Source organism: Holdemania sp. (genome assembly GCF_986127675.1).
Window position 1 is genome coordinate 13,147 of record NZ_CFQZWI010000018.1, and the last position, 24,595, is coordinate 37,741.

Annotated in this window: 22 protein-coding genes; 11 read left to right on the forward strand and 11 right to left on the reverse strand. The window is 53.3% G+C overall.

What is annotated here, in order from left to right; all coding sequences use genetic code 11:
- Nucleotides 1-153 precede the first annotated feature (153 nt).
- Nucleotides 154-2,370 (forward strand): oxidoreductase, encoded by a 2,217-nt coding sequence (locus tag AC5OW4_RS04805; protein WP_072684954.1) that lies wholly within the window; start codon nucleotides 154-156, stop codon nucleotides 2,368-2,370.
- A 217-nt stretch (nucleotides 2,371-2,587) separates the two neighbouring features.
- Here the strand turns inward: AC5OW4_RS04805 and AC5OW4_RS04810 are convergent, their stop codons facing one another.
- The 4 genes from AC5OW4_RS04810 to AC5OW4_RS04825 all read right to left on the reverse strand — a co-directional run bounded on the left by AC5OW4_RS04810 (nucleotide 2,588) and on the right by AC5OW4_RS04825 (nucleotide 6,817).
- Nucleotides 2,588-3,691: a DNA alkylation repair protein gene (locus AC5OW4_RS04810; protein WP_295769048.1), complete on the reverse strand. Its 1,104-nt coding sequence runs from the start codon at nucleotides 3,689-3,691 to the stop codon at nucleotides 2,588-2,590.
- Between the two features lie 42 nt (nucleotides 3,692-3,733).
- Nucleotides 3,734-5,401 carry a M14 family metallopeptidase gene (locus tag AC5OW4_RS04815; RefSeq protein WP_493676720.1) on the reverse strand — a complete coding sequence of 556 codons (1,668 nt, stop codon included), beginning with the start codon at nucleotides 5,399-5,401 and terminating at the stop codon, nucleotides 3,734-3,736.
- A gap of 133 nt (nucleotides 5,402-5,534) precedes the next feature.
- The gene (locus tag AC5OW4_RS04820) at nucleotides 5,535-6,461 is read right to left on the reverse strand and encodes a CPBP family intramembrane glutamic endopeptidase (RefSeq protein ID WP_195395433.1); all 927 of its coding nucleotides are present in this window, start codon (nucleotides 6,459-6,461) and stop codon (nucleotides 5,535-5,537) included.
- Complete coding sequence (locus AC5OW4_RS04825; protein WP_072684950.1) at nucleotides 6,458-6,817, reverse strand: VOC family protein; 360 nt, start codon at nucleotides 6,815-6,817, stop codon at nucleotides 6,458-6,460. The genes AC5OW4_RS04820 and AC5OW4_RS04825 overlap by 4 nt, the downstream gene beginning before the upstream one ends.
- A 411-nt stretch (nucleotides 6,818-7,228) precedes the next feature.
- Here AC5OW4_RS04825 and AC5OW4_RS04830 point away from each other — a divergent pair, with 411 nt between their 5' ends.
- The 7 genes from AC5OW4_RS04830 to AC5OW4_RS04860 all read left to right on the forward strand — a co-directional run bounded on the left by AC5OW4_RS04830 (nucleotide 7,229) and on the right by AC5OW4_RS04860 (nucleotide 13,900).
- Nucleotides 7,229-9,007, forward strand: coding sequence for a MutS family DNA mismatch repair protein (locus AC5OW4_RS04830; RefSeq protein WP_195547725.1), 1,779 nt, complete (start codon nucleotides 7,229-7,231; stop codon nucleotides 9,005-9,007).
- A 51-nt stretch (nucleotides 9,008-9,058) separates the two neighbouring features.
- Complete coding sequence (locus AC5OW4_RS04835; RefSeq protein ID WP_195395436.1) at nucleotides 9,059-10,222, forward strand: amidohydrolase; 1,164 nt, start codon at nucleotides 9,059-9,061, stop codon at nucleotides 10,220-10,222.
- Nucleotides 10,219-11,382: an amidohydrolase gene (locus AC5OW4_RS04840; protein WP_072684947.1), complete on the forward strand. Its 1,164-nt coding sequence runs from the start codon at nucleotides 10,219-10,221 to the stop codon at nucleotides 11,380-11,382. The genes AC5OW4_RS04835 and AC5OW4_RS04840 overlap by 4 nt, the downstream gene beginning before the upstream one ends.
- A 476-nt stretch (nucleotides 11,383-11,858) precedes the next feature.
- Nucleotides 11,859-12,176, forward strand: coding sequence for a PadR family transcriptional regulator (locus AC5OW4_RS04845; protein WP_072684946.1), 318 nt, complete (start codon nucleotides 11,859-11,861; stop codon nucleotides 12,174-12,176).
- Nucleotides 12,169-12,759, forward strand: a complete 591-nt coding sequence (locus tag AC5OW4_RS04850) for a DUF1700 domain-containing protein (RefSeq protein WP_072684945.1) — start codon at nucleotides 12,169-12,171, stop codon at nucleotides 12,757-12,759. The genes AC5OW4_RS04845 and AC5OW4_RS04850 overlap by 8 nt, the downstream gene beginning before the upstream one ends.
- Complete coding sequence (locus AC5OW4_RS04855; RefSeq protein ID WP_072684944.1) at nucleotides 12,753-12,971, forward strand: hypothetical protein; 219 nt, start codon at nucleotides 12,753-12,755, stop codon at nucleotides 12,969-12,971. The genes AC5OW4_RS04850 and AC5OW4_RS04855 overlap by 7 nt, the downstream gene beginning before the upstream one ends.
- 20 nt (nucleotides 12,972-12,991) lie before the next feature.
- Nucleotides 12,992-13,900, forward strand: coding sequence for a CPBP family intramembrane glutamic endopeptidase (locus AC5OW4_RS04860; protein ID WP_493676721.1), 909 nt, complete (start codon nucleotides 12,992-12,994; stop codon nucleotides 13,898-13,900).
- Between the two features lie 442 nt (nucleotides 13,901-14,342).
- Here the strand turns inward: AC5OW4_RS04860 and AC5OW4_RS04865 are convergent, their stop codons facing one another.
- The gene (locus tag AC5OW4_RS04865; RefSeq protein ID WP_159432808.1) at nucleotides 14,343-15,584 is read right to left on the reverse strand and encodes a helix-turn-helix transcriptional regulator; all 1,242 of its coding nucleotides are present in this window, start codon (nucleotides 15,582-15,584) and stop codon (nucleotides 14,343-14,345) included.
- A gap of 130 nt (nucleotides 15,585-15,714) precedes the next feature.
- Between AC5OW4_RS04865 and AC5OW4_RS04870 the strand changes: the two genes are divergently transcribed.
- A complete protein-coding gene (locus tag AC5OW4_RS04870; protein ID WP_195395438.1) occupies nucleotides 15,715-17,628 on the forward strand; it encodes an FAD-dependent oxidoreductase in 1,914 nt (637 codons plus the stop codon).
- A 263-nt stretch (nucleotides 17,629-17,891) separates the two neighbouring features.
- Here the strand turns inward: AC5OW4_RS04870 and AC5OW4_RS04875 are convergent, their stop codons facing one another.
- The 6 genes from AC5OW4_RS04875 to AC5OW4_RS04900 all read right to left on the reverse strand — a co-directional run bounded on the left by AC5OW4_RS04875 (nucleotide 17,892) and on the right by AC5OW4_RS04900 (nucleotide 22,132).
- On the reverse strand, nucleotides 17,892-18,680 hold the full coding sequence (locus AC5OW4_RS04875; protein ID WP_195395439.1) for an HAD-IIB family hydrolase: 789 nt from the start codon (nucleotides 18,678-18,680) through the stop codon (nucleotides 17,892-17,894).
- 134 nt (nucleotides 18,681-18,814) lie between these two features.
- Nucleotides 18,815-19,297 (reverse strand): PssE/Cps14G family polysaccharide biosynthesis glycosyltransferase, encoded by a 483-nt coding sequence (gene pssE, locus AC5OW4_RS04880; RefSeq protein WP_072684940.1) that lies wholly within the window; start codon nucleotides 19,295-19,297, stop codon nucleotides 18,815-18,817.
- The gene (gene pssD, locus AC5OW4_RS04885) at nucleotides 19,297-19,767 is read right to left on the reverse strand and encodes a PssD/Cps14F family polysaccharide biosynthesis glycosyltransferase (protein ID WP_072684939.1); all 471 of its coding nucleotides are present in this window, start codon (nucleotides 19,765-19,767) and stop codon (nucleotides 19,297-19,299) included. Before pssD ends, pssE begins: the two co-directional genes overlap by 1 nt.
- A gap of 54 nt (nucleotides 19,768-19,821) precedes the next feature.
- Nucleotides 19,822-21,528 carry a phosphoenolpyruvate--protein phosphotransferase gene (ptsP, locus tag AC5OW4_RS04890; protein ID WP_195395440.1) on the reverse strand — a complete coding sequence of 569 codons (1,707 nt, stop codon included), beginning with the start codon at nucleotides 21,526-21,528 and terminating at the stop codon, nucleotides 19,822-19,824.
- Nucleotides 21,529-21,539: 11 nt separating this feature from the next.
- The gene (locus AC5OW4_RS04895) at nucleotides 21,540-21,767 is read right to left on the reverse strand and encodes a phosphopantetheine-binding protein (RefSeq protein WP_006059269.1); all 228 of its coding nucleotides are present in this window, start codon (nucleotides 21,765-21,767) and stop codon (nucleotides 21,540-21,542) included.
- A 32-nt stretch (nucleotides 21,768-21,799) separates the two neighbouring features.
- The gene (locus AC5OW4_RS04900) at nucleotides 21,800-22,132 is read right to left on the reverse strand and encodes an MG284/MPN403 family protein (RefSeq protein ID WP_195395441.1); all 333 of its coding nucleotides are present in this window, start codon (nucleotides 22,130-22,132) and stop codon (nucleotides 21,800-21,802) included.
- Nucleotides 22,133-22,367: 235 nt separating this feature from the next.
- Between AC5OW4_RS04900 and AC5OW4_RS04905 the strand changes: the two genes are divergently transcribed.
- Nucleotides 22,368-23,018 carry a hypothetical protein gene (locus tag AC5OW4_RS04905; RefSeq protein ID WP_195395442.1) on the forward strand — a complete coding sequence of 217 codons (651 nt, stop codon included), beginning with the start codon at nucleotides 22,368-22,370 and terminating at the stop codon, nucleotides 23,016-23,018.
- Between the two features lie 171 nt (nucleotides 23,019-23,189).
- A partial coding sequence (locus AC5OW4_RS04910; protein WP_493676722.1) for a diguanylate cyclase domain-containing protein occupies nucleotides 23,190-24,595 on the forward strand: 1,406 nt, incomplete at its 3' end.

The window sequence follows — 24,595 nt, forward strand, 5'->3', positions numbered from 1 at the left end:
TCCCCTTTCAGCGGATGTCCCGCCTGATTTCCCCTTATTTCCCGGTTTTTCGGCATTTTGCACGAAATACTCTGTGAATAATCTAGCAATCGGATGATGAATACGGTTCCATTGCCTTGTTAAAATTATAGCATAAGAGGAGGATCAATACCTATGGTTAAAATTTCAAGACGCGACTTCTTAAAAGGAAGCGGCGCCACCGCATTAACCCTCATGGCAGCCGGATTAGTCGGCTGTTCGGCAGAAAATGAAAAAACCCCCGATGCCCCTGCGTCTTCGCCGGCTCCGGAAAACGACAAAATCGCCGCAGCTTATCTCAATCCGCAGCGCGACGACTACCGCAGCAACACCAAAGAATTGAAAACGTTGTTCTCGCCGCTGACCATCGGCTCGCTTCAGCTCAGCCACCGGATGGTCAAATCGGCAGCCGGATCCGCAACCTATCTGGCCGGATTAACGGATGAACTGCTTCAATATTATATCAATTTCGCCAAGGGCGGCGTTGAGATGATTTATGTGGAAGGGATTTCCGCTTTGGAAATTCCTGCCGACGGCAGCGGCTACGACGCTGAAACCCTGGCCTTCGGTCAGAAGCTGGTCGCGGAATGTGCGAAGTATGGCGCCAGCCTGGGCTATCAGTGGGCGCAGTTCGGCGCCGGGGAAAATGAAATGAGCGTCGAACAGATTCAGGCGATCGAAGACCGCGGCGCGCAGATCGCCAAGGGCATGCAGCAGCTGGGCTTCAAAGCGTTTGAAATCAACGCCGCCGGCTTCAATATGGGCGAACATTTCCTGTCCCGTTTCTACAACGTACGCACGGACGAATATGGCTGCACCAGTCTGGAAAACCGCGCCCGTTTCGTCACGGAGTGCATCGCCAAGATCAAGGAAGCCTGCGGTGCGGACTTCAATGTTCAGATCTTAATCGACGCGATTGAGGAAAACGACAACGTCGCCAACAATCCGACGTTAATGACGTTGGACAACGCGGTCACAACGCCGCGCACAAAAATCACGACGGTAGAGGAAGGCATCGCTTTCGCGAAGCTGTTTGAGGCCGCCGGCGCGGATTCCATGCATTTGCGCTTAGGTCCGCTGGGTCATCACGTCGCGCAGTTCGGCAGCGATCTGTACTTTATCTTAAACGGCATCGAAGGCGCGTCCGGCTTCGGCACGCAGTATGATTTCAAAAAGCACTGGCAGGGCCAGCTGATCGGCGATACGCAGGGCGCCGGCATGCTTCTGAACGTCGCGGCCCGCTACAAGGCCGCCGTCAGCATTCCCTGCGGCGTCGTCACTTACATGGACCCGGCGCACGCTCCGGATTTCTTCGAACAGGCGCTGGAAGACGGCAAGGCAGATTTCTTCCTGATGACCCGGCCGTTAACCGTCGATACCGAATATGTCAATAAGCTGCGTGAGGGACGGATTGATGAGATCGCGCCGTGCACCCGCTGTCTGCATTGCCATATCGGAAGCAACGAAGCCAACGCAATGGCCGGCTATTGCCGCGTCAACGCTTTGACCCAGCGCGTCATGCGTGAAGGCGGACCTGCAGCGTATGAACTGCCGCCGATCGAAAAAGCGAAAAAAGTCATGGTGATCGGCGGCGGCCCGGCTGGAATGGAAGCGGCCCGGATTGCGGCAGCCCGCGGCCACGACGTGACCTTGTATGAAAAGAAAGGGACGCTGGGCGGCCTGCTGGATTTCGCACATACCGTCAAGGGTCCGCATGAAAACTTGCAGGATTTCAAGAACTATCTGATCCGTCAGCTGGAAATCACCGGCGTCAAAGTGGAAACCGGCGTGGAAGTCGACGCCGCCAAGATCAACGCGGAAGCACCGGATGCCGTTATTCTGGCTGCCGGGGGGCTGCGCGACACTTTGCAGGTGGAAGGCGACGGCAGTGCTCCGGTGATCGACATGGAATCGTTCATGTTTACGGAAATGGGGGAAAACGTCCTCATCTACGGCTCCAATGCCCAGGCCTTCGACGCCGCTCTGTGGCTGACCGTTCACAAAAAGCACGTCACGATGATCACGCCGAATACAGCCGCGGAAATGGATATGCAGCAATCGCAGCACGCGATGCGAATGATGACCACGGCGTTGTATTCGCTGGGCTTCAGCGCCTGGCCGCAGGCTTCATTGAAGTCGGTCAATCAGAACAAAGCAGTCATCCTGACCGAAACCGGCGTGGAGATGGAAATCGCCTGCGACGCGATCGTCAACGCCGCCGACATGCTGCCGAACACCAGCCTGCTGGAAGGATTGACCGTAGCGGAAACCTATGCCGTCGGCGACTGTGCCAATCCGTTCAATATCGCCAAGGCGATCCATGCAGGCAACGACGCCGGCCGCGCCGTCTAAGCGCCTAATTCTTTGATGAATCTGAGCCAGAATTGAGGTTGATTCCAGTTCATTCTGAAATCTGACCGGCTCAGGAAGATGAAATAAAAACAGGAATCAAGCCAAATCTGCGCCGCTATGGCCCGGATGAAGGTTGTTCCTGTTTTTTTTATCGTTGTTGCTCAGATAACCTTGCTGCGATCTCCTGAATGGAAAATGGTCGGGGAAGACGTTTTGGTTATTCTGCCGCTGTGACCTCAAAATCGCGCGTTCCCTGCGGACAGCCGTTGATGATCAGGGTGACCGAATGGCGTCCCGGGTAATGTTTTCTGACGCTTGTGTCGGCAAAGTGTTGTTTTTTTACATATTTCCGTTTCTCGCCTGCCTTTAAGGTAAGCTCGGATATTTTATAGTTTTTCCGACTGCGTTTTCCTTTGGCCTTCATGTAGTCAACCGCATATTCCAGCCGTACCCGAACGTCGGTTTCCGCGTTGAGCACAAAGGAAAAAACCAGATCTTCGCCAATTCGCACGACCGGTGTCGTCACAGTGAATTCCGCCGTCTTTACACTGGCATTCTCCGCCAGTCCAAACAGCGCCAGCGCTTCCGGATTTCCCTTTTTCAGCAATGTCCGGCAGCCATGTTTGAGGATTGCGTCTGTGATCGCGTTCTGCCCCTGCCAGCGGCGCGCCGTTTCCAGCACAAGCTCGGGATGCGTCTTGGAAATATCGTTCAGGTTGTTCGCCACGCTTTTCTGAACATACGGCGAGGGATCCGCTTTCAGCAGCTCGAGAATTCGCAGCACCGGCAACGGATTCTGCTTGAAGCTCGCTAACGCCTGGCCCCAGGGCAGCTGCGGACGGCAACCCTCGCTGGCCAGCCGCCGCACATGCTCGCTTTTGTGCTCAGCCCAAACCGCCATCTGCGCCATCATCCGCTTTTCGTCGCGGAGGATGAACGCGCGGACGGCGAATTCCGCCGAAGCCAGCGACGTTATGTGTTCCAATGCCGCCATGGATTGTTCCCAATCCGCTTCCGCCTGGCCGAATACTTCGACATAATCAGGCAAGCACATCAACATTAACCCGTCGCTGTCCGCTGGATAATTCGCCGCGGTCTGCCGCAGAATCGTCACCGCCTGCGAATAGTCCGCAGGCAGATATTTGCCCAAGGCCAGCGCCGTCTTCCGGATCCGGGCTTTCAGTTCCAGCGTGTCCCAGTCCATATCCAGAATCTCGCTCACAAAGGCTTCGCTCTCAAATGCAGAATGGTTTTTTTTGATTCTGCACGCCAGTTCGCCGAGCGAGTCAGCGTTGATTCTTGCTTTCATTAATTCCGCCATTCATTTCTCCTTTATCGAATTATCCACACAGATTTCAAGGTTTCAATCAATCACACAGCTTGCCGAAGCCTGTCCGGCCTGAGCGCAGCGAACGTTTAACCGCACAGTCGTTCCTGCAGGCGCACGAACAATCCATTCTATTTTCTTCCGCAGCGCGGCTGTCTGACCATAGACGCTGGAAAAGGACAACTCTGTTTGATCCTGACCATAGCCTTCCAGCGCTTCCATTTCACTGCGCGCCTGTCCCTGCACAATCTTTGCGCCCTCCAACGTAATCTGAATGGGTTCCGCCAGCTTCATCGCCTGGCGCTGCCGGCTGATCCACGTCGGCAGATAGCCGCGGTTGACGATCTCCGCCGTCACTTTCACGAAGTCATGCCCCAAAGGTTGAGCCTCAAAACGCAAAATCGCCAGTCTTGGCAGCAGGCAGACCTGACGCAGCGCAAACCGCGTGGCTTTTTCGCATTCTTCGCGCAGATACGCCGGCGGGCAGTTTTGGATCGTAAACTTATAATCCAGCCCGCCGATCTCCACCTCGCCCAGCTGCGGATGCTTCAGCGGCGTCCACGGCTTCCAGGCTTGCGGACAATGAGCGTCGATCCAGGCCAACGTTAATTTCTGCTGCTGCAACTGCTGCGCCTCGCTCAAATCCGGATCCAGCTGATCTTCCACGCTGATCCCGGCCCGGCTCTGCAAATCCCACAGCTCGGCCGTCACTGCGAAAATTCCGCGGTTCAGATAAGCCCAGTCATCGCCCGCGCCGGCCGCATAATCGGTTTCCGTACAGTGAAAGCCATCGTATAAATTCAATAACGGATAACCCATCTCTTCGGTTGCCAGCGCGCCAATCGCATGATAGATTTTCCGATCCAGCGGATCCTGTTCAGCTTCCGAAAACGGTCCCGGCGGATTGAGAATCATACCGCCGCTGGTATGATGAGTAACCATCACGCCGATATTGTGATGAGCGATCAGAAAATCCGCCACCGCACGGGTTTCCGGATTATCCAGCGGATAGTTTCCCGCTCCCGGCTGCTGCGGCTTCCACCAGCACGGATAATTGCGGTTGAAGTCCAGCCCCCATTGGGCTGGGGCCGCTTTAAGAATTTCCCCCTTCTCCCCACGCAGCATGCCTTCCGGCATCACTGTATAGAACACGCCGTCCATTTCATCCGGCCGCCGCCGGCGCAATAACCGCGGTTCTTCCTCATCCGCCGCCCACGCTCCGGTTTCGTCGGGAATCCGCATCCAGCGAATCACACCGTCCTGATCCAGATCCTGCCGGACGACGCCGGACTGTTCTTTCCCTGAAACCCGGTTGACGGAGCGCAGCAGCTGGGGCGTTTTCAGATAAACCTCCGCGCCATCCGGAGAAATCCGCGGGATAAACGTAAACGTATAAGCCCGAAGCAGTTTTGCGATCTGCGGTTCAGCGTGTCCGGTCAACAGCACATCCAGCTGATGCAGCGCGGCCATCGACCCCGTCACTTCCCCGGCATGCGTGTTTCCGTCGATATGCTGCGCCGGTTTCTCATCGAAATCCCCGCAGCTTAAGTCCGTCACCTCCATCGCCCACAAATCGCGCCCTTCCGGGGTTTTTCCCAAGCTCCTTAAGCAGGCAAAGTCCGGGTAATGCTCACTAAAATAGACCAGCCGCGCCGTCAGCTCGGCATAATCCGCATAATGATCATAAGTAAAAGTCGTTTTCATCCCATCAACTCCGTTTCTGATGAAATCAGTGTAGCACCGTTTTTCTCCATCCGCAAAACAAATCCGCTCCCCTCCTTCGTGTTTCGCATTTCCCCGCTGAAAAAACAAAAAAACCGGACAGGCCGGTTTTCCCTTACAATTTTAGCGTCAGGATGTTCAGTACGCCGTAGACGATCAGCGTGATCACGATCGCCCAGGACAGGAAGAACTGCTGGATTAAAATCCACGGATTTGCTTCCCGGCGCACGATGATCCGCTTATGCCGCCGCCGGATCAGCGCGATTAGCGCCAGGGCGTAAATGATGACGCAGCTTAATCCGATCACCCATGAATACTGCACCGGCACCAGCTGTAAAGCGACCGTCTGCAAATTGATTGCGATATGGATGATCACCGCCGGCAGAATTGAATTGAAGCGCATCGTCACAACCGCCAGAAAAGCGCCCAGAAAGAATGAGGGCAGAATGTTGATCAGATTACCGTGCATCAGAGAAAACAACAGCGAGCTGGCGAAGATCGCGAAATAATTACCCATCCGGCCAAAACTGCGCAGGCAGACGCCGCGGAAAATAAATTCCTCGCAAAAAGGGAACACGACTGCCGTCTGGATCACATTCAGGATGACCGCCGGTAATTTTCCCTGCAGGATCAGCTGTGATGATGTGAACTGAATATTGGACCAGCTGAGCACCAGCGAGAGAATTCCGACGATAAAAGTCAGAAGCAGATTCAGTGCCAGACCGATCAATGTCAATTCGAGAATATCGCGCCACTCGCCCTGACAACGCCCGAAAAACCGCCCTGTCTTCATTTTCTTTATCGCGGCATACGCTTGAAAGGGAAGAAGCATGACGATCAGCGTCACGGCGATCCGGATTCCAGCTTCCGCTGCCTGACGGTCAACCGTTTGATAATACGGCTCCAGCAGCGGAACGAGCCGCTGATAGCCAAAGGCCGCGCCGACGGCCAGCGCAAAGACAACCAGAAACGTCAGTCCGACGCCATTGAATTCCCGGCGCAGCTGACGCGGCGTTACCGTCTGAATAATCCGATCGCTCATTGTTCCCCCTCCTTTTCAATCTTCTGAAATTCCACGGTGTAGCCGTCCGGATCCTGAATAAAAAAGGAATACACGGCAAACTGCGGATGCCGCCGGGGAGCGGAAGCTCCCTTCATGTCTTTGAATTTTTCGTACAGCGCGTCGACTTCAGCCTCATCGGCGCAGTTAAAGGAAATGCACGAATAGGCCGGAAGCTCAAAATCCACGCTTTCCACAAAGCCCAGATAGCCATAACCGCTGTCGTAAATATGACAGCCCGGCTGCGTATGCCAAAGTTTCAGCCCTAATTGCTGAATATAAAAAGCATCGGTTGCCGCCAGACTGCGGCAACGATGAAAGACGACCATTGATTCCATAGTGCATCGCTCCTGTTCTCTGATTCAGAACTGTATTGTTTCCATCCCCCGTTTATTAACCGGAGTACGGCGGTCTCTGCTAAAGCGGCAGGATTGGATCTCCTGTCCGTGAAGAAACCCGATTTCTCTGTGCGCTTCACAGTAAAACTTGTTTTTGACGATTTCTCCCCTCGGCCACAGAGGTCGGGGAAAAATCACTTGCTGCGCTGAATGCTTTTTTATTATCGCATATTTTTTTAAGAATGGAAATAGCGACCCTTGCCGCTTTGCGTGCAGATTTAGAAATTCTGCGGTGATTTTATTTCCATCCAAGGTTTACCTGAGGTGCGAACGAGGCTTTCCTACTTTGATTTTCAACGACATCTGGCTTATACTAAAGCTATTGCAAAGAATTAAAAAAGGAGGAATCCGATGCACAAACAACAATGGGAAACGCAGCTGGCTCAGGCGCAACGACGAAGCGCTCAGCTCCATCGCAAAAACTCACAGATCGCCGGGGTTCGCTTCGGTTTATTTTTAATCGCGGCATGGGCTTTTTTTCAAGTCGTCGACGGTTGGAGGGGCTATGGGCCGATCCTGATCCTGAGTCTGACCGGGTTTTGTCTGGCGATGCTGGCGCATCAGAAAAACAACCGGCTCTATCTTGAAGCGCAGGCGCAAATCGAAGTGCTCCAGCGCTGTCTGGCGCGGTTTGACGGCCGTTGGCAGCAGGCGCCGGAAACCGGCGCGGAATTTTTAGACGACGATCAGCCCGCGCTGGCCGATCTCGACGTGTTCGGACCGCGTTCGTTATATCAGTTCTGCTGCATGGCGGTCCTGCCGCAGGGAAAGACGGCGCTGGCGTCCTGTTTTAAAGATTCAGCCGCGGCCGAAACGATCCGCGAGCGTCAGGAAACCGTGACCGTTCTGGCCCAGCATTCGGAATTCATGCTTGCGGACTGGACCTGCACGCACGGTCTGACGCCGCAGACAGCCGCCGCAATGGCTTCCGACAAGCTCAATGAGCTTGTCCAGCCGATCACGCTGCCGATTCCCGGCTGGTTTATCCGCTGGATGCCGGCGGTGACGCTGACGTTATTGGGGCTGACGCTGCTGCGCTGGATCTCGCCGCTGTGCTTCATCCTGATCTTTTTTGTCCAGTCCGCGCTCGCCCTGTTTTCCCTTGGGACCGTGCACAGCCGTCTGCAGACCGTCGCAAAGGTCCGGCAGGGGCTGCAGAACTGCCTGACCCGTTGTCAGAAGCTGGATCAGTCGGAATTGTCCAGCCCCTTGATCGACACGCTGAAAACCCGGATCCGTCAGCCGCAGGGACTGCTTCAGGGCGTAAAGCAGCTCGACGGGCTGTTAAACCGGCTGTCGCTGCAGGCCAATCCGTTTCTCTATCTGCCGGCGCAGTTATTGCTGCTTTGGGATCTGCAATGCGTGGGGGCCTGGAATCAATGGCAGGCTCAGGCCGGGCAGACGTGGATCGCCGTGATGGAACTGCTGGGACAGCTGGAATCGCTGGAATCGCTGGCGCTGATCGCGCTGACGCATCCGCAGACCTGCATGCCGAAGCTGCATGAGGAAACGACGCCGGTTCTGGCATTTACGCAGCTGACTCACCCGCTGCTGGATCCCGATCAGGCAATCGGCAACGATTTCACCCTCGATCATTCGCTGACACTGGTCACCGGCTCCAACATGTCCGGCAAGACGACGTTCATGCGCACGATCGGTCTGAATCAGATTCTGGCCGCAGCCGGCGGTCCCGTCTGCGCGCAAAGCATGGATACGTCCGGCTTTACCGTTTTAACCTCGATGCGGATCCGCGACGACGTCAACGAGGGCATCTCCACCTTCTATGGCGAGCTGTTAAGAATCCGCAGGATCATCGACGCCGTGCCTCAGAAAAAACCGCTGCTGGTGCTGATCGACGAAATCTTCAAGGGCACCAACTCGCTGGATCGGATCGACGGCAGCGCTCAGGTACTTCGCCACCTGAATCACCCATGGATCCGCGCGATGATCACGACGCACGACTTTGAGTTGTGCGCCCTGCAGGAACAAACGGGACTTTCCTTAGTCAACGTTCATTTTGAGGAACATTACCAGAATCAGAAGATTTTCTTTGATTACAAGCTCAAGCCGGGCCGCTGTACGCAGCGCAACGCTCGATATTTAATGAAAATGATTGGGATCACGGATTGATTTTCACTGGTTTTACGATACAATGAGTTCATAGAGATTGGGGGACATACAATGATAGCTATTACACACGGCAAGCTGCTGACCGTCGTCAACGGTACGATTGAAGACGGCACGCTGCTTCTCGACAACGGCAAGATCACAGCGATTGGCAAGGATCTCGCGATCCCGCAGGGAGCTGAGGTCATCGACGCTTCCGGAAAATGGGTGACTCCGGGCTTGATCGACGCGCACACGCACATTTCTACCTTTAACGAACCGCACTGGATGCCGCACATCGGCGATGGCAACGAGGTCACCTCACCCGTCACCGCTCAGATCCGCGGCATCGACGCGCTGAATCCCTTCGACATGGCGATCGGTGCGGCGCGGTCGGCCGGCTTTACGACCTGCTACACCGGGCCGGGCAGCGCCAACGTCATCGGCGGCACCGGCTTGAGCTTCAAGCTGAAAAACGCGGCGACCGTTCAGGAAATTGCGATCGAAGGTTCGGAAATGATGAAAATGGCGCTGGGCGAAAACCCGAAGCGCTGCTACGGCTCGGAAAAGAAAATGCCGATGACCCGGATGGGCACCGGCGCGGTGCTGCGCAAAGCGTTATTCGACGCGAAGCAATACAGCGACGCGCTGGCTGCGGGCAAAGACGTCAAGCGTGACTTTGATTTAGAAGCGCTGGTTCCGGTCGTCCGCGGCGAAATGCGCTGCCGGATCCATTGCCACCGCGCTGACGACATCGTCACGGCGATCCGGATTGCCGAGGAATTCAACCTTGATTACACGATCGAGCATTGCACCGAAGGGTATAAGATTCTGGATTTCTTAAAGGCGAAAAAGACCAAGGTTATCATCGGTCCGCTGTTAATGGGGCCGCAGAAATTTGAGATCTGGGGCTGCCGTCAGGATACCCCGGCCGTCTTTGAAAAGGCCGGAATTGAGGATTTCTGTCTGATGGCGGACGATTCCTCCGCCACGAAATGGCTGCCGGTTCACGTCGGCATCGCAATGCGCAATGGCCTCAGCTTTGAACAGGCGTTAAAATGCGTGACGATCAATCCGGCGAAGCTTCTGAAGCTGGACGATCGGATCGGTTCGCTGGAGGTGGGCAAAGACGCGGACATCGCGATCTTTAACGGCATGCCGTTCTCCAATCTGACGCTGTGCGAACAGGTCATCATTGACGGAAAACCGGAATTTGTCCGGCAGGAGGGTGATTTATGATCGCCATTATTCATGGAAAGCTGCTGACTGTCACGCAGGGCGTCATCGAAGACGGCACCCTGCTGATCGATCAGGGCAAAATTACGGCGGTCGGTCAAAATATCGCCGTTCCGGAAGGCGCGGAAATTCTCGATGCTTCCGGCAAATGGGTGACGCCGGGGCTGATCGACGCCCACAGCCATCTGTCGGGGTTAAACGAACCGGCCTGGATGCCTTCGACGATGGATGCCAACGAAATTACCGATCCCGTCACTGCCCAGGTGCGGATGCTGGACGCGTTCAACCCGTTTGACGAAGCGATCCCGAAGGTCAGAAACGCCGGCTTCACGACCTGCTGCACACTGCCGGGCAGCGCCAACGTCATCGGCGGCGTCGGTTTTTCCTTCAAGCTGAAAAACGCGGCGACCGTTCAGGAAATGATGATTCCGGGCACGGAAGTCATGAAAATGGCGCTGGGCGAAAATCCAAAGCGCTGCTATGGCCCGGATAAGAAAATGCCGATGACCCGAATGGGGACCGGCGCCGTGCTGCGGGAAACGTTATTCAAAGCGAAAGTCTACTCGGATAAATTAAAAAAAGCGGAAACAGACTCCAGCTTTTACGTCGAACCGGATTTCCGGCTGGATCCGCTGGTCCCGGTTGTCCGCGGTGAACGCCGCTGCCGGATTCACTGCCACCAGGCGGATGATATCGTCACCGCAATCCGGATCGCTGAGGAATTTAAGCTGAGCTATGCCATCGAGCATTGCACGGAAGGCTATAAGATCAAGGAATTCTTAAAAGAAAAGAACATCACGGCAGTTGTCGGACCGTTAAAAATGGGACCGATGAAATTTGAAATCTGGGGCTGCCGCCAGGACACGCCGGCGGTCTTTGAAAAGACGGGCATCAACTTCTGCCTGACCGCGGACGGCGCTTCCGACACCGTCTGGCTGCCAAGCGATATCGGCATTGCGATGCGTTACGGACTGAGCTTTGAGACCGCGCTGGAATCCGTGACGATCCGTCCAGCCCGGCTGCTGGGATTGGAAGACCACGTCGGTTCGTTAGAAGCCGGCAAAGACGCGGACGTCGCGATCTTCGACGGCATGCCGTTTGAAAATCTGACATCCTGTCTGACCACGATCATCGACGGGAAAATCGAGCACTGCACGCTGTAACAAAATTGCAGAAGGCGCTGAGAATTTCCCTCCGAAACAAATCCCTGCCGTATACCGATCAAAAATGGAACAGAACTCCATGGGAGCCTGTTCCATTTTTTTTGTGCGCGCAAATGGCGGCTGTACAGGCTGCATCATCCCGGTTGGCATGGTTAAAGGCTGCCGGGGATTGTTCTTTTTGATTTCCAAAAAGATTAATTTTCCTTTACCGATAAATTCCCGTTTCAGGGAGTATTCAACTTGCTTAAACATCATTTGTTTCCGTCAATCTGACGCAGGATTTTTCAGATAATCCAGCTCGTGCAGCCGGTCCTCCAGGGAAGCAACTTTCCGCTCCGCGGCATCAGTCTGACTTGACGCCACTTTATGACGTTGAAAGAAAAAGGCAGCCGAAAAACAAAATAGTCCAAAAATTCAAAATACTGCTTGACGCATTATACTACGCGATATATAGTATAACACGTAAGGAGGTAATCATGGATAGTCAACTAAAAAAGGGATTGTTGGAAATCTGCGTGCTGGCCGCGCTGGCAAAGCAGGATTCCTATGGTTATCAAATCATCAAAGACGTTTCCCAGGTCATTGAGATCTCTGAATCCACATTATATCCGATTCTTAAACGCCTGGAAGCCAGTCACGATCTGGAAACCTATTCCGTCGAGCATAACAGCCGGCTGCGTAAATATTACCGGCTGACGGACAGCGGCCGCCGGCACATCGCTGATTTTCTGGATGATTGGAAAGCGGTGATGACCGTGATCGATTTTATAAAAGGAGAAGTTCACCATGACTGAAAAAGAATATCTTGATGCTTTAAACAAAGCGCTGAAATGGCTGCCGAAGCCGGAAAAAGAAATTTGTTTCAACTACGCCCGGGAGATGATCGAGGATCGAATCGAAAACGGCTTCTCGGAAGCCGAGGCCGTCGCTCAGCTGGAAACGCCCGGGCAGATGGCGAAAGCTTTTCTCGAGGACCGCGGCAGTCTGAAATTTAAATTTTCATTGCCGTTGAACAGCGGACTGACCGTCATTCTGCTCGTGCTGGGTTTCCCCCTGTGGGGCGCCCTGTTATTGGCGGGATTGATGGTGTTGCTGGCAGGCTTTCTGATCGCCGGCTGCGTGCCGTTTCTCTGCGTCGTGCTGACGGTCAGCCTGTTATTCGTCGCGCTGGTCAGCGTCAGCGCCAGCCCGTTTGTAATGGGAACCGTCTCGTTCACGGCCGGCATCATTCAGTTCGGCGTCGGAATGATGGCGCTGGGCGGTTTAATTCTGGCGGCATTAGGCGCGTCGCTCAGTATTCCGTGGTTTAAATCCGCGGTGATGAAAACAGCGCAGAATCTGCGTTCTCTGTTTTTCCAGGAGGTAAAAAAATGGTAATCCGAAATTTTAGAAAAAAGGCGTTGATCGCCGGCCTGTTCTTCGTTCTGACCGGTTCGCTGATCGTGGGCGCGGGCTTGGCAGCCGGAGGTCGTGATGCGTTAGCCGCCGGTCCCTCGAAGCCATGGTACCAGACGATTTGGATTGAAGATGGAAAGATTGTCGTCAGTCTGGATTTCCTGAACGGTTCGTTGTTTCACATCCGCTTTTAAACAGAAAGGAGACTATCCTCATGACACAATTTACTGCATATCAGAAAAAACAGCTCGGCCTGTTCGCCATGCTGACCCTCGCCTTTCTCAGCCTGTTTACCGTTTTATACGCCCGCAATCGCGATAACACGCTGCTTTCGCTGCTGATGCTGACGCCGGCGCTCAGCGCGCTGATCGTCAACAGGCTGACGCATGAGCGCCGCTCCTTGTTTCTGCGGCCAAAATTCAAGCGCAACCTTTCCCGTTATGCGTTGAGCTGGTTTCTTCCGCCCCTGCTGGCCTTTGCCGGAGCCGGACTCTACTTCCTGATTTTCCCATCGCAGTTTCAGCCGCTGGCCTCGCGCTTTGCGGTCAATAACGTCCTTGCGGAGCCGGGTGCGTATGGAAGACAGCTGCTTCCAGTCGTGCTGCTTGCGGTTCTCGTCAATCCCTTCGGCGGACTGATTCCGGCGTTGGGCGAGGAACTGGCCTGGCGGGGCTGGCTGCTTCCCCGGCTGCGCGATGTCCTGGGCACGCGGAAATCCGTCGTTGTAACGGCTTTGATCTGGGGCTTATGGCATGCGCCGATCATCCTGCTGGGCTACAATTATGGAACCGATCATCCGCTGCTCGGCGTGCTGATGCAGCTGTGGCTCTGTTTGATTCAGGGGATCATCCTGGCCTGGCTGCAATTTCGAAGTGAATCTGTGTGGACCTGCGCTCTGTGGCATGCGTCCTTAAACGGGATTGACCGCTACGCCGCTTCAGCCCTGCTGAGCGCGGGCAGCGTTATGCCGTTAGTCGGTCCGGATCTGACGGGGTTGATCGGCGGACTGGGGTTTGTTCTGGCGGCGGTCCTCTGTTGGCGCGGGATTTGCCAACTGCCGAAGCGTTCCAGTACTGCGAAGTCTGACGCTTTCCTCAATTCCGATTTATCCTTGATCCAATAACGTTTGACCGACTGCCTCCAAATAAAAAAATCCGGACAGGAAATGATCTTCCCCGCACCGGATAATCCTGATAGAACACAAGAGCAACGTCTTCCGGCACCCGCCGGAAGCGTTTTTATTTTACTAAAATTGTCCGTTTTTTCCATCGAGAGCCCCTCTTTATCCAGCACCGTGCAGCGCGAACGGGTCATAATCGTCTCGCATGGGAAATCGCATTCCCCACAGGCTGTCAATTCCTGATGAAGCACACCGTCGCGGGTAAAACCATCCTCCGGCTTATGCGCCATCACACAGTCAGGACAGATTCCCTGAATACAGGTCGGACAGCTGCCGCAGTAATAAGCCGCATTTCCCCAACACCGCTCATCCATGGCCCGAATTCTTTTTCATCGTTTCGATTTGTTTCCTTCCTTGTGTTAATCGGAGTTGATCCATCCCCCGCTTATTCTCTAAAGGGCTCACTTTCCTCCATGTTCAGCTGCGCGCGATACTGGATCGGCGTTTTCCCGCAGCGTTTCTTGAAGATCTCCGTGAAATACCGCTCGCTGCTAAAGCCCACCTCGCGGCTGATCTGAGCGATGGTCAGCGTGGAATTCTTCAGATAAAAACGGGCTTTTTCAATCCGCAGGCCGGAGATAAAATCGGGCAGGGAGCTGCCGGTCTGGCGGTTGAATTCGCTGCTTAAATGACTGACGTTGGTATTGGTGTACTCCGCGACCAGCTTCAGCGAAATATCCTTACGATAATTCTCATGGATAAATCCCATCGCCAGCAGCACCTCGGGCGAATACCATGGCCCGCCGTTTCCGTCCTTATACAGCCTGCGGATCTGATTTTCCAGATGCGCCTGATATTCGCTGAGTGAGAAAAAATCCTGCGGTCCGAAATTCAGATCCAGCGTTATCCCGTACACCTTGACAAACAAGCTCAGCGTCGCGATCACAAAGGTGTGCGCCGCCCGGCAGCAGTTCATATCGAGCGAGCTGCGGACAAGATGATCAAACACATAATTCACCTGTTCCAGCACTGCCGGCAGATTCCCCGTACACAGCTCGTTGCGTAGCCGCCGGCCGTTTTCATAGATCGCCAACACCCCCGGATCAATCCGCTGCTGCAGCACCTGCTCGGTAATCACCGGACACGCGACCTCAAAGAAACGCAGATCGTTCAGCTGCCGGGCTTTTAAATAAGCCGGATGCATGCCTTCATAGCCGTGGTAAGGCCCGGCCATCGACGTCGCGATAAAACGATGATTTCCCGGGGCATAAGGCGGACGCGCGATAAAATGCCGGTGAAGCTGTTCACACACCTGTTCCGCACGGATCGTGCAGTCTGAATCCCGGCTGAACAGCACCGCCATTTGTTTGGAATTATCGACCTTGATCAAAAAGCTGTTTCCCCGGCAATGATTTTCCGTTAACAACGCCTCGATTTCATCATAGATGACGTACGTATTTTCCACCTGCCGCTGAAAAATTTCAGAATCGTCGATCAGATTATATTTCTTGTCAATCCCTGTGATGCAGAAATAATAATCAGTCAGATCAAACCGCAGCGGAATCCGGTTGTTTTTTACAAAGCTTTCGATCAACAGCTCATTGTCATCCCACAGACAATAGTTGATCAGCATGTTGTCGCGGACAAAGTCCGTCGACGCTTTTTCCAGCAATCTTTTCTCTTCCATGGTGTAATCGTACCATGATTTCAGGAATTGCAGAAGAGACAAACGGAAATTTTTGCCAACGCAAAATTTTTCGCAGGTCATGTTCAATTTTTATCATGATAAAATATGAACATAAAGGGAGGAAAATGAAATGAAAAAGCTGTTAGCACTCGCAACGGCGGCCTTTTGCGTTCTTAGCTTAGGCGCCTGCGCAACCACCAACGGCGGCACGTCTGCCCCGGCAGCCGGCGGTTATACCTTCGCGGATACCGTGAAATGGGATGCGGAATATGACGTCGTCGTCGCCGGCTTCGGAGCGTCCGGAGCCGTAACTGCCAAGACGGCCGCAGAGAACGGCGCATCCGTTCTGATCGTCGAGAAATGCACCGAGGGGGAAGCTGGGGGCAACTCCAAGGTCGCCGGCCAGCTGTTTGCCTATGGCAACGGCAATGTGGAAGAAACGAAGAAATATTATCAGGCGCTGGCCGGGGATACGGAAGTTCCGGAAGCCTCGCTGGACGTCATCGTTAACGGCGTCGCCAACATGGCGGAAATTCTCGTCAACGATTTCGGTTTAAACAAAGACGATTTTGTCGACTGGACGGGATTCCCGGTCATCGGCGTCATGTCCCCGGAATATCCGGAATTTGAAGGTTCCGAGACGGTCGGCTTATGGACGACGCATATGGGAACCAGCGATTCTCATCTGTATCAGATCTTAAAAGAACAGGTCGTTAAAAACGCAGACAAGATCGACGTCTGGTTTGAAACACCGGCAACTGAACTGATTCAGGATCCGATGTCCGGCACGATCATCGGCGTGAAGGTAACCCGTGACGGCCAGGAAAGTCATATCCGCGCCCTCAATGGCGTCGTCTTATGCACCGGCGGCTTTGAAGACAACAAAGAAATGGTTCAGAACTATATTGGTCTGACCGACTATGCCCCGATCGGCGGTCTATACAACACCGGCGACGGCATCAAGATGGCGCAGGCCGTCGGCGCCGATCTGTGGCACATGCATGTTTACGAAGGCGGCTTCGGCTTAGGCGGCGTTTCTTTCAACGTCGAAGAAGGCCAGCGCGCTTCGCAGATTCAGGTCTTAAGCCAGGGGCCGCTGAACACCGGCGCGCTGGTTCTGCTAGGCATGGATGGCGACCGGTTCGTCAACGAATCCGTTCCAGTCCGGCATGGTCATGTCTACATGAACGGCACATGGCATAACCCGACGTATCCAGATAAAATGTGGACGGTTTACGATCAGACGCAGGCCGATCTGATTGCGGAAGCGGAAGCCATTCCGGAACAGTTCCGTGCTCAGGTCGTCGAGGCTTCCTCGCTGGAAGAGCTGGCGGAAAAGACCGGCATGAAAGTGGATCAGCTGAAAGCGACGATCGCGAATTTCAACGATTACGCCAAGCAGGGTGTTGACGAACAGTATCACCGCGATGGGGAAACGATGCGGCCGTTCGACGGCACAAAGTATTACGCCTTCCCGGTCAAAGCCGAAATTTTGAACACTCAGGGCGGTCCGAAGCGCAATGAAAACGCCGAAATTCTGGACGTCAAGGGCAACCCGATTCCGCATCTGTATTCCGCGGGCGAAATGGGCGGCATCACCTCTGAACATTATCAGGGCGGCACCAACCTGGCGGAATGCATCATCTTCGGTCAGATCGCAGGCAAGAACGCTGCAGCGGCCAAGGACGCACTGCCGGAATACACGCTCGCGCCGAAGGTGGAATCCACGCCGACCAAGCTGGGCGAAGTCACCGATCTGAACAAAGAAACCAGCTACGAAACCAAGGATAACGAATATATCGGCGAAGGCACCGGCATGGGCGGCAAGCTCGTCGTCAAAGTCACGATGGACGGCGACAAGATCGCTAACGTTGAAATCGTTGAACATTCCGAATCCGAGAATATTTCTGATCCGGCTATCGAACAGCTGCCAAAGGCGATCGTTGAAGCTAACGGAACAGAAGTCGATACGATCTCCGGCGCGACGGTTACTTCCAAAGCAATCATCGAAGCGGTCAACAACGCTTTAGCTCAGGTAAAATAAGTTTCAGCTTCTGATCTTGTTCCAGGAAGCAAAGCAGCGGTCTGCATCAGGCCGCTGCTTTTTTTATCTTAAGATTCAAAACGTTCGCTCAGCCTGCGCCTGCAGGGCCTTGTAAACGCATACTATCCCATGTCTGAAATCGCTGAGGCCCTTAAAATACACGTCCTCGCAGTATTCGTTGTCCGCTCATTCATGGAGTGAACACAAAGATCTCCCAAAAAAAGACCGGATTTTGATCTGAATGATCAGCTCCGGTCCGGAATTCAATTTGATCGAGACGGACTTTCCAGATAGTCCAGACATGCGTCAACGGTATCGAACAGTCTGCTTGCGGCGGCTTTGACTGCTTCCACACCCGAGCTCATCGCAAAGCCGTTCAATCCTTCAATCATCGGAAGATCGTTATAATCGTCGCCGATGACATACACTTCGTTTGCTTTCAGCCAGGCTGCCGCCGCTTCAACGCCGGTTTGTTTCGATACACCCCGGGCGACGATATCCAACGTGCCGCGGTTGAGATAGCTTTCCACCGCGTCGCCGAACTTCTCCTGAATTTCCGCCTGCATCTCCGCCATCCGGCCGCGGTCGCTGATCCAGGCCGCCATCGAGATCATCCGGCCTTTCGCCAGCACCATGGCCTCGCTGATCGTTTTGGCGAAAAACTTTTCCCGCCGCTCTAACGAACGCGGACTCTGCACGATGTGCTCGTTGACATGATAACCGCTGTCCTCGCCATTACAGAAGGTAAATGATTCAAAATCCGATTGTTTCAGATATTCAATTAAAGCGCAGGCCCGGTCAAACGGAATCCAGTGCGCCGCTAAAATGTTCTTTTCACGATCCGCAATCAGCGCGCCGTTGGAACAGATGAAGACGTCCGGGTCGACCTGATTGTGATGCGCTTCGTCAAAAATCGTATTTAACGCGCGGCCGGTCACAATCCCGAAGCGATGTCCATGTTCCTGAAACCGGGCGACCCGCGCGGCGGTCCCCGGGTCCACCTGCGGCGCTAACCGCAGCGTTCCATCATAATCCGATGCTAAAAATTTCATAAAAGTTTCTCCCCCTGTCGTTGAATTTTTACAGTCTTCGCCTGCCCGATCGTTTTCTTTAAAATGGTTGAAATTCACATTTCATTTCCACCGAAGGCCGCAAAAAAACAACGTTCTACCGTCCTGTTTTTTGCTTACGCGTTTGTCTGAATCCAGTTGTCGATCAATTCGATCATGTTCGCGGTGTTGCTGACAACGGGCTTCGGCTGAAATGTCTCAGCCTGCTTCAGCACCTCGCCCAGCCGGTCGAAATCGTGCAGCGCCAGCAGATACCCCTGCCGCTCAAAGCTCGACACAATCTCCGTCTGATGGTCGTTGTGGTGTTCGTGATATTGTGCCAGCCGCGGCGCGGCGATGATCTTTTTTCCCAACCGCAGTCCGGCCATAATTGTCCCCACTCCGCCATGCGTGATCAACAGATCGCATTGGGCCAGCAGCTGATCAAACTGTTCCATCGGAATCAAATCAAACAGCTTCATCTGTTTGGATTCAAAGACCGTGCAGCCGGCCTGGACGATGACTTCATCGTTGATCGTCCCCTTCTCCAGCTGTGTTTCAATCGCTTCCAACAATCGCGGGAAGGCTTTGTCCTGCGTACCTAATGTTACTAATATCATTAAAAAATCCACCCTCCCATCACAGCGTTCGGATACAGCTGCAGCATTGATTCCCATTGGACGACAAACAGATCGGCGATCGGATAAACCAGCTTGCCGGCTTCCGTCTGCGTCGTGGAATTGGCGAACGTCTCAATCCAGATCACTTTCTTTTTGAAGAAATGTGCGATAAAACACATCGGCACCGCGGTATGCGTTCCGGTCGTAATCACGACGTCCGGACGGATGCGGATAAACAGCGCGAAGCTTTTGAGGATATTCCACGCAAAAATAAACAGATACGGCAGCAGATGCTGCTTTGTGCCGTAAGCCAGATAATGCATACGTTTTCCATATTTTTGTTTTAAGGAAGCATTCGATTTTGTCTTTTCCGTAACTAACGAAGCTTCGTAGCGTTGAAACAGCGGCTCCAGCTGCAAGAGCTCGGTTAAGTGGCCGCCTGTTGAAGAAATAAAGAGGACTCTTTTCATGGTCTATCACCTGCGCATAAAAATAAAGAGTGGAGTTCCACTCTTTATTTTACATTATTTTAAGCTGTTTTTCACTAATTCTGTAACTTCTTTGAGATTGCTGCACTGCAGGGCCTTTTCCGCCATGATTTCCATTTCCTTTTTGGACAGGGAACGGATCATCTTGCGGGTGCGCAGAATGCTGGAAGCGGACATGGAGAATTCATCCAGGCCCAGGCCTAACAATACCGGCGCCGCCAGCTCATCGCCGGCCATTTCGCCGCACATGCCGACCCACTTGCCTTCCTTGTGCGCGCCGTCGATCGTCATCTTGACCAGACGCAGGATAGACGGGTTCAGCGGCTGATACAGGTAAGAAACCTTTTCCGACATCCGGTCGGCCGCCATGGAATACTGAATCAGGTCGTTGGTGCCGATCGAGAAGAAATCGGCTTCCTTGGCGAACTGATCGGCCAGAACCGCAGCTGCCGGAATTTCAACCATCATTCCGACTTCGATATGATCGGAAACGGCAACGCCTTCGCTGACCAGCTTCGCCTTTTCTTCTTCAAACAGGGCTTTGGCCTGACGGAATTCATCCAGCGTCGCGATCATCGGGAACATGATGCACAGCTTGCCGTAGACTGAAGCGCGGATTAAAGCGCGCAGCTGAGTTCTGAAAATATCAGTTCTGTCCAAGCACAGCCGAATCGCACGGTAGCCTAAGAACGGGTTCATTTCTTCCGGGAACGTGAAGTATGGCAGCTTCTTATCACCGCCGATATCCAGCGTCCGGACGACGACCTTCTTGCCGCCCATGCCTTCCAGAACCGCTTTGTACGCTTCAAACTGTTCTTCCTCGCTTGGGAAGTCCAGTTCGCTGTCCATGTATAAGAATTCCGTGCGGTACAGGCCGACGCCTTCGCCGCCGTTGTTCAAAACGCCTTCAACATCCTTCGGCGTTCCGATGTTGCCGGCCAGTTCAACTTCATGACCGTCCATCGTCACGCTCTTGGCGTCTTTGAGAACCTTTAACGCTTCTTTTTCAGCCTTGAACGCTTCCGCCTTGGCTTCATATTCTTTGACCTGTTCCGGCGTCGGATTCAGAATAACCTGACCCGCAACCGCATCCAGAATCAGCAGATCGCCCTGGCTGGCCTGTTCCATGATGCCGGCGCAGCCGACAACAGCCGGAATTTCCAGGCTTCTCGCCATGATCGCGGAATGCGACGTGCGGCCGCCGGTCGCCGTGGCGAAGCCTAATGTATACTGCTTATTCAGCTGGGCGGTATCGGACGGCGTTAAATCTTCCGCCACGATGATGACTTCTTCATCAATCGTCGTCAGATCCGGGATGACCGCGCCGACGATGTTGCATTTCAGACGGAATGTAACGTCTTTGACATCGGCAGCTCTTTCCTTGAAATAATCATTGTCCATTGACTCAAACATGGAAATCATCATGTTCGCGACGGTTTCCGTAGCGAATTCCGCGTTGCAGCTTTCATTCTTGATCATTTCCTCAATCTGTCCGGACAGTTCCGGATCGTTCGCCATCATCAGATGAGCGTCGAAAATCGCCAGCTCTTCCTCCGAAAGTTTTCCTTCCGCTTTCGCCTTGACCGCTTCAATATCTGCCTGCGTCTTGACCAGGGCAGCCTGGAACTTCGCGACCTCCGCCGCGCTGTCACATTCCTTCTTCTCGATATTCAAGACCGGCTGTTGGAGCTTATACACTTTTGCGATAGCGATTCCTGACGATGCTGCGATACCTTTTAACATACTGCTTCCTCCTAATTTGATATCTCTTGCGACAAATCCAGCACATCCTGAACGGTACTCAGTTTCAGCATGGCTTCATCCTCAAAGGTCAGGTTCATTTTTTCCTCGAAATTTAAGAGAATTTCCACCAGATCCACGGAATCAATGCCCAGCTCTCTGAGGTTGGTCCGGGGTGTAATTTCGGCGTTGTCTTTCACCTTTTCAGCCAACAAGGACCTCAACAGTTCAAACGTTTCCATCTTTCCACCTCTACAGGAAATGATATCATTTTTTACACGTTCAGGCAATCCATAAATTCATGGATCGCCCGCTGGCGAAGCCGGTAAAACGTGCTTTTCGGATAGTAATTATAGAACCAGCCGTCAGCGCTTTCATCCAGAAATTCCCGGACGATGATTTCACGATAGGTTTCCGGCATCGCTTCCAGCGCGCTTTCGTACAACGCAACGGTCAATTCATCGCATTGCTGCTGGTCTTTATGCTCCTGCTTCTTCTCCGGCGCAAGAAAACGGTTCAGTCTCAGGCGCTGACATGATTTGCGGTAACATTGGGTCAGATATCGGATTACCCCTTCCTGTTCGCGGCTTTTGAGCGGTTTGTTCATGGCGTATCCTCCTTCCGGGATTTTATGCCCGCTATTATACTTATTCGCGCAATTTCGCGAAATTCCTTGTTTTTTCTCGTTTATCGTAAATTTTTTTATTTCCTGCGGACTTTTTCACTGATTTTCCAGCTTAAACTTTACAAATTGCCGATTTTCCGGCTCCTGTACAGTTTACAATACGGTTTCATCGTGACAATTATTCCGGTTTAGATTACAATAATGACGGAGGTTTCACATGAATAAAACAACGATATCCATACCTAAAATACTCATTTCCTTAATCGTTTACTTCACCCTGCCGCTCAGTGCGGCCTGGCTGAACCAGTTCGTCGATTCCATGACGATCACGTATACATTAATCTTCAGCGCTGCCGCGTTGGTTTTAGTCAGTCTGAACTGGGATGTTTTCAGTCTGCACCTGCGCCGGTTTACCGGAAATATCAAAGACGGCCTGTTGTTTACGGTCATCTGCTTCATCGCAATCGTTCTTCTGCAGTTTGCCTCTCGTTTCGTCCTGCATCCGGGACCAGTAGAGCTGGAACGCGAAATTCTGCTTCACTACACCTTCTTTATCCCAGTGATGGTCCTGGCCTATTCTGTCTGTTACGCCCTCAGCTTTACGCTGGCATTTAAGATTTTTGTCGACCGGATTCACCTGCAGGTCAGCGAGTCGATGACAATTCTGATCTCCGGCTTCCTGTTCGGCTTTCTGTGCACGGCCAGTCTGCTTCCTGCAACCTTCGATCTGTTTGTGCGGCAGTTTGGTTATTTCTTTTTAACCTCCACGCTGGCTTCCTATGCGTACAACCAGACCCATTCGATCATCCCGATGACGCTGGCCTATTCGCTTGTTCTGCTTGGGAACATTCTATTGATTTTGCTCTAATTTACCCTCGTCTTGCAAAGCAGCGGAATTTCCGCTGTTTTTTTATTGTCCGATAAAAGAAATACGCTGAAATAAGCACAAATAAGGAAGCGTGAATTGTTAGGAATTCCCCTTTTTCAGGGAAATTTGCTATAATGAAACCAGTCGTATTGATGACCGGAGGGCTTGCTCATGACAACATCCTCTTTCAATGATGAACACCGTTTACCCGCCTCCATTCTTAGCGTGGATTGGAACGATTGGATCACGTTTCTGCACGCTCAGGATGCGCCCGCAAAACTTGCGGCGCTCCAGCGGATGCTCAAACCGCTGGTTCCTGATGAAATCACGCTGTTTTGCCGTTCAGATTCCGTCTGGACGTGCTGTTGGGCAGGGGCAGACAGAAAATCCTGGCCGGACGAAATCACGCCCGATAACGCCTGGAATACCTTATCCGATTTAACGCTGCTTCCCGGCGGTAAAACGATCTGGCTGAAATTGTCACAGACGCCGCCGACGCTGCTCAAGCTTTGCCGCACGCAGCCCTGGTCAGCCGCTGACTGCGCCTGGATTGATCCGCTGCGCTTTCTCGCCTGCGCTCATGCCAACGCCTTCGGGCAGCTTCAAAGCCGGCATCATGAAATCCGCGTTTTTCATCAGATCCTGGATCAGATTCCCACGCACTTATGGATCGCGGATGCCAAGACGTATGAAATTCTATTTATGAATCGGGCGATGAAAGCAGCTTTTCAGCTGGATTCTCCCGAAGGTCAGCCGTGCTGGAAAATCCTTCAGCGTGAAATGAATGGCCCCTGCCGCTTTTGTCCTCTGCCGGATCTGCTTTCTCAGTCAAAGACAGCCCTGCCGCAGAAACAGGGGGATCAGATAAACACGCTAAACCAGCGCATCTATTGCAATCATGATAGTCTGATCCCCTGGATCGACGGACGGCTTGTCCATTTTCAGCATGCGATCGACGTCACGGAATCCCACCGTCTGCGATTGGACGCCGATACCGACGCCTTGACACTGATTCCCAACCGGCGGGCTGGTCTGCGCAAGCTGGAAGAACTGCTTGAACAGGTCGGACAAGGCGAGCTCAGCATGACGGCGGCGATGCTGGATATCGACCAGCTTAAAATGGTGAACGATCAATTCGGCCATTTGGAAGGCGATCTTTTAATCTGCCAGATCAGCCGGACGATCGCGTCCCTGCTTCCCCAGGAGGATTTGTTTTTCCGGCTGAGCGGCGATGAGTTTATCCTCGCTTTCGTCAATCAGACGACGGATATCGGATCCGCCTTACTGAATCAGGCTCAGCAGCGGCTGCGTCAATGGGGAGAAACGGAAAAGAAAGCCTACCGCTGCAGCTTCTGCTTTGGATTGATTCCGGTCAATGCCGGCACCCAGCTATCCTGCAGCACGCTGCTCTCACAGGTTGACGACGCGATGTATACGCAGAAGCGGCTGCTTCACATCCAACTCAAGGAATCGGAAAAAGCGCAGATGCAGCTTGCCGATTATCATGGGGAAGTTTCATTCCGCTACGATTCCGCTTATTTATATGATGCGCTGGTGGAAAGCACCGACGATTATAT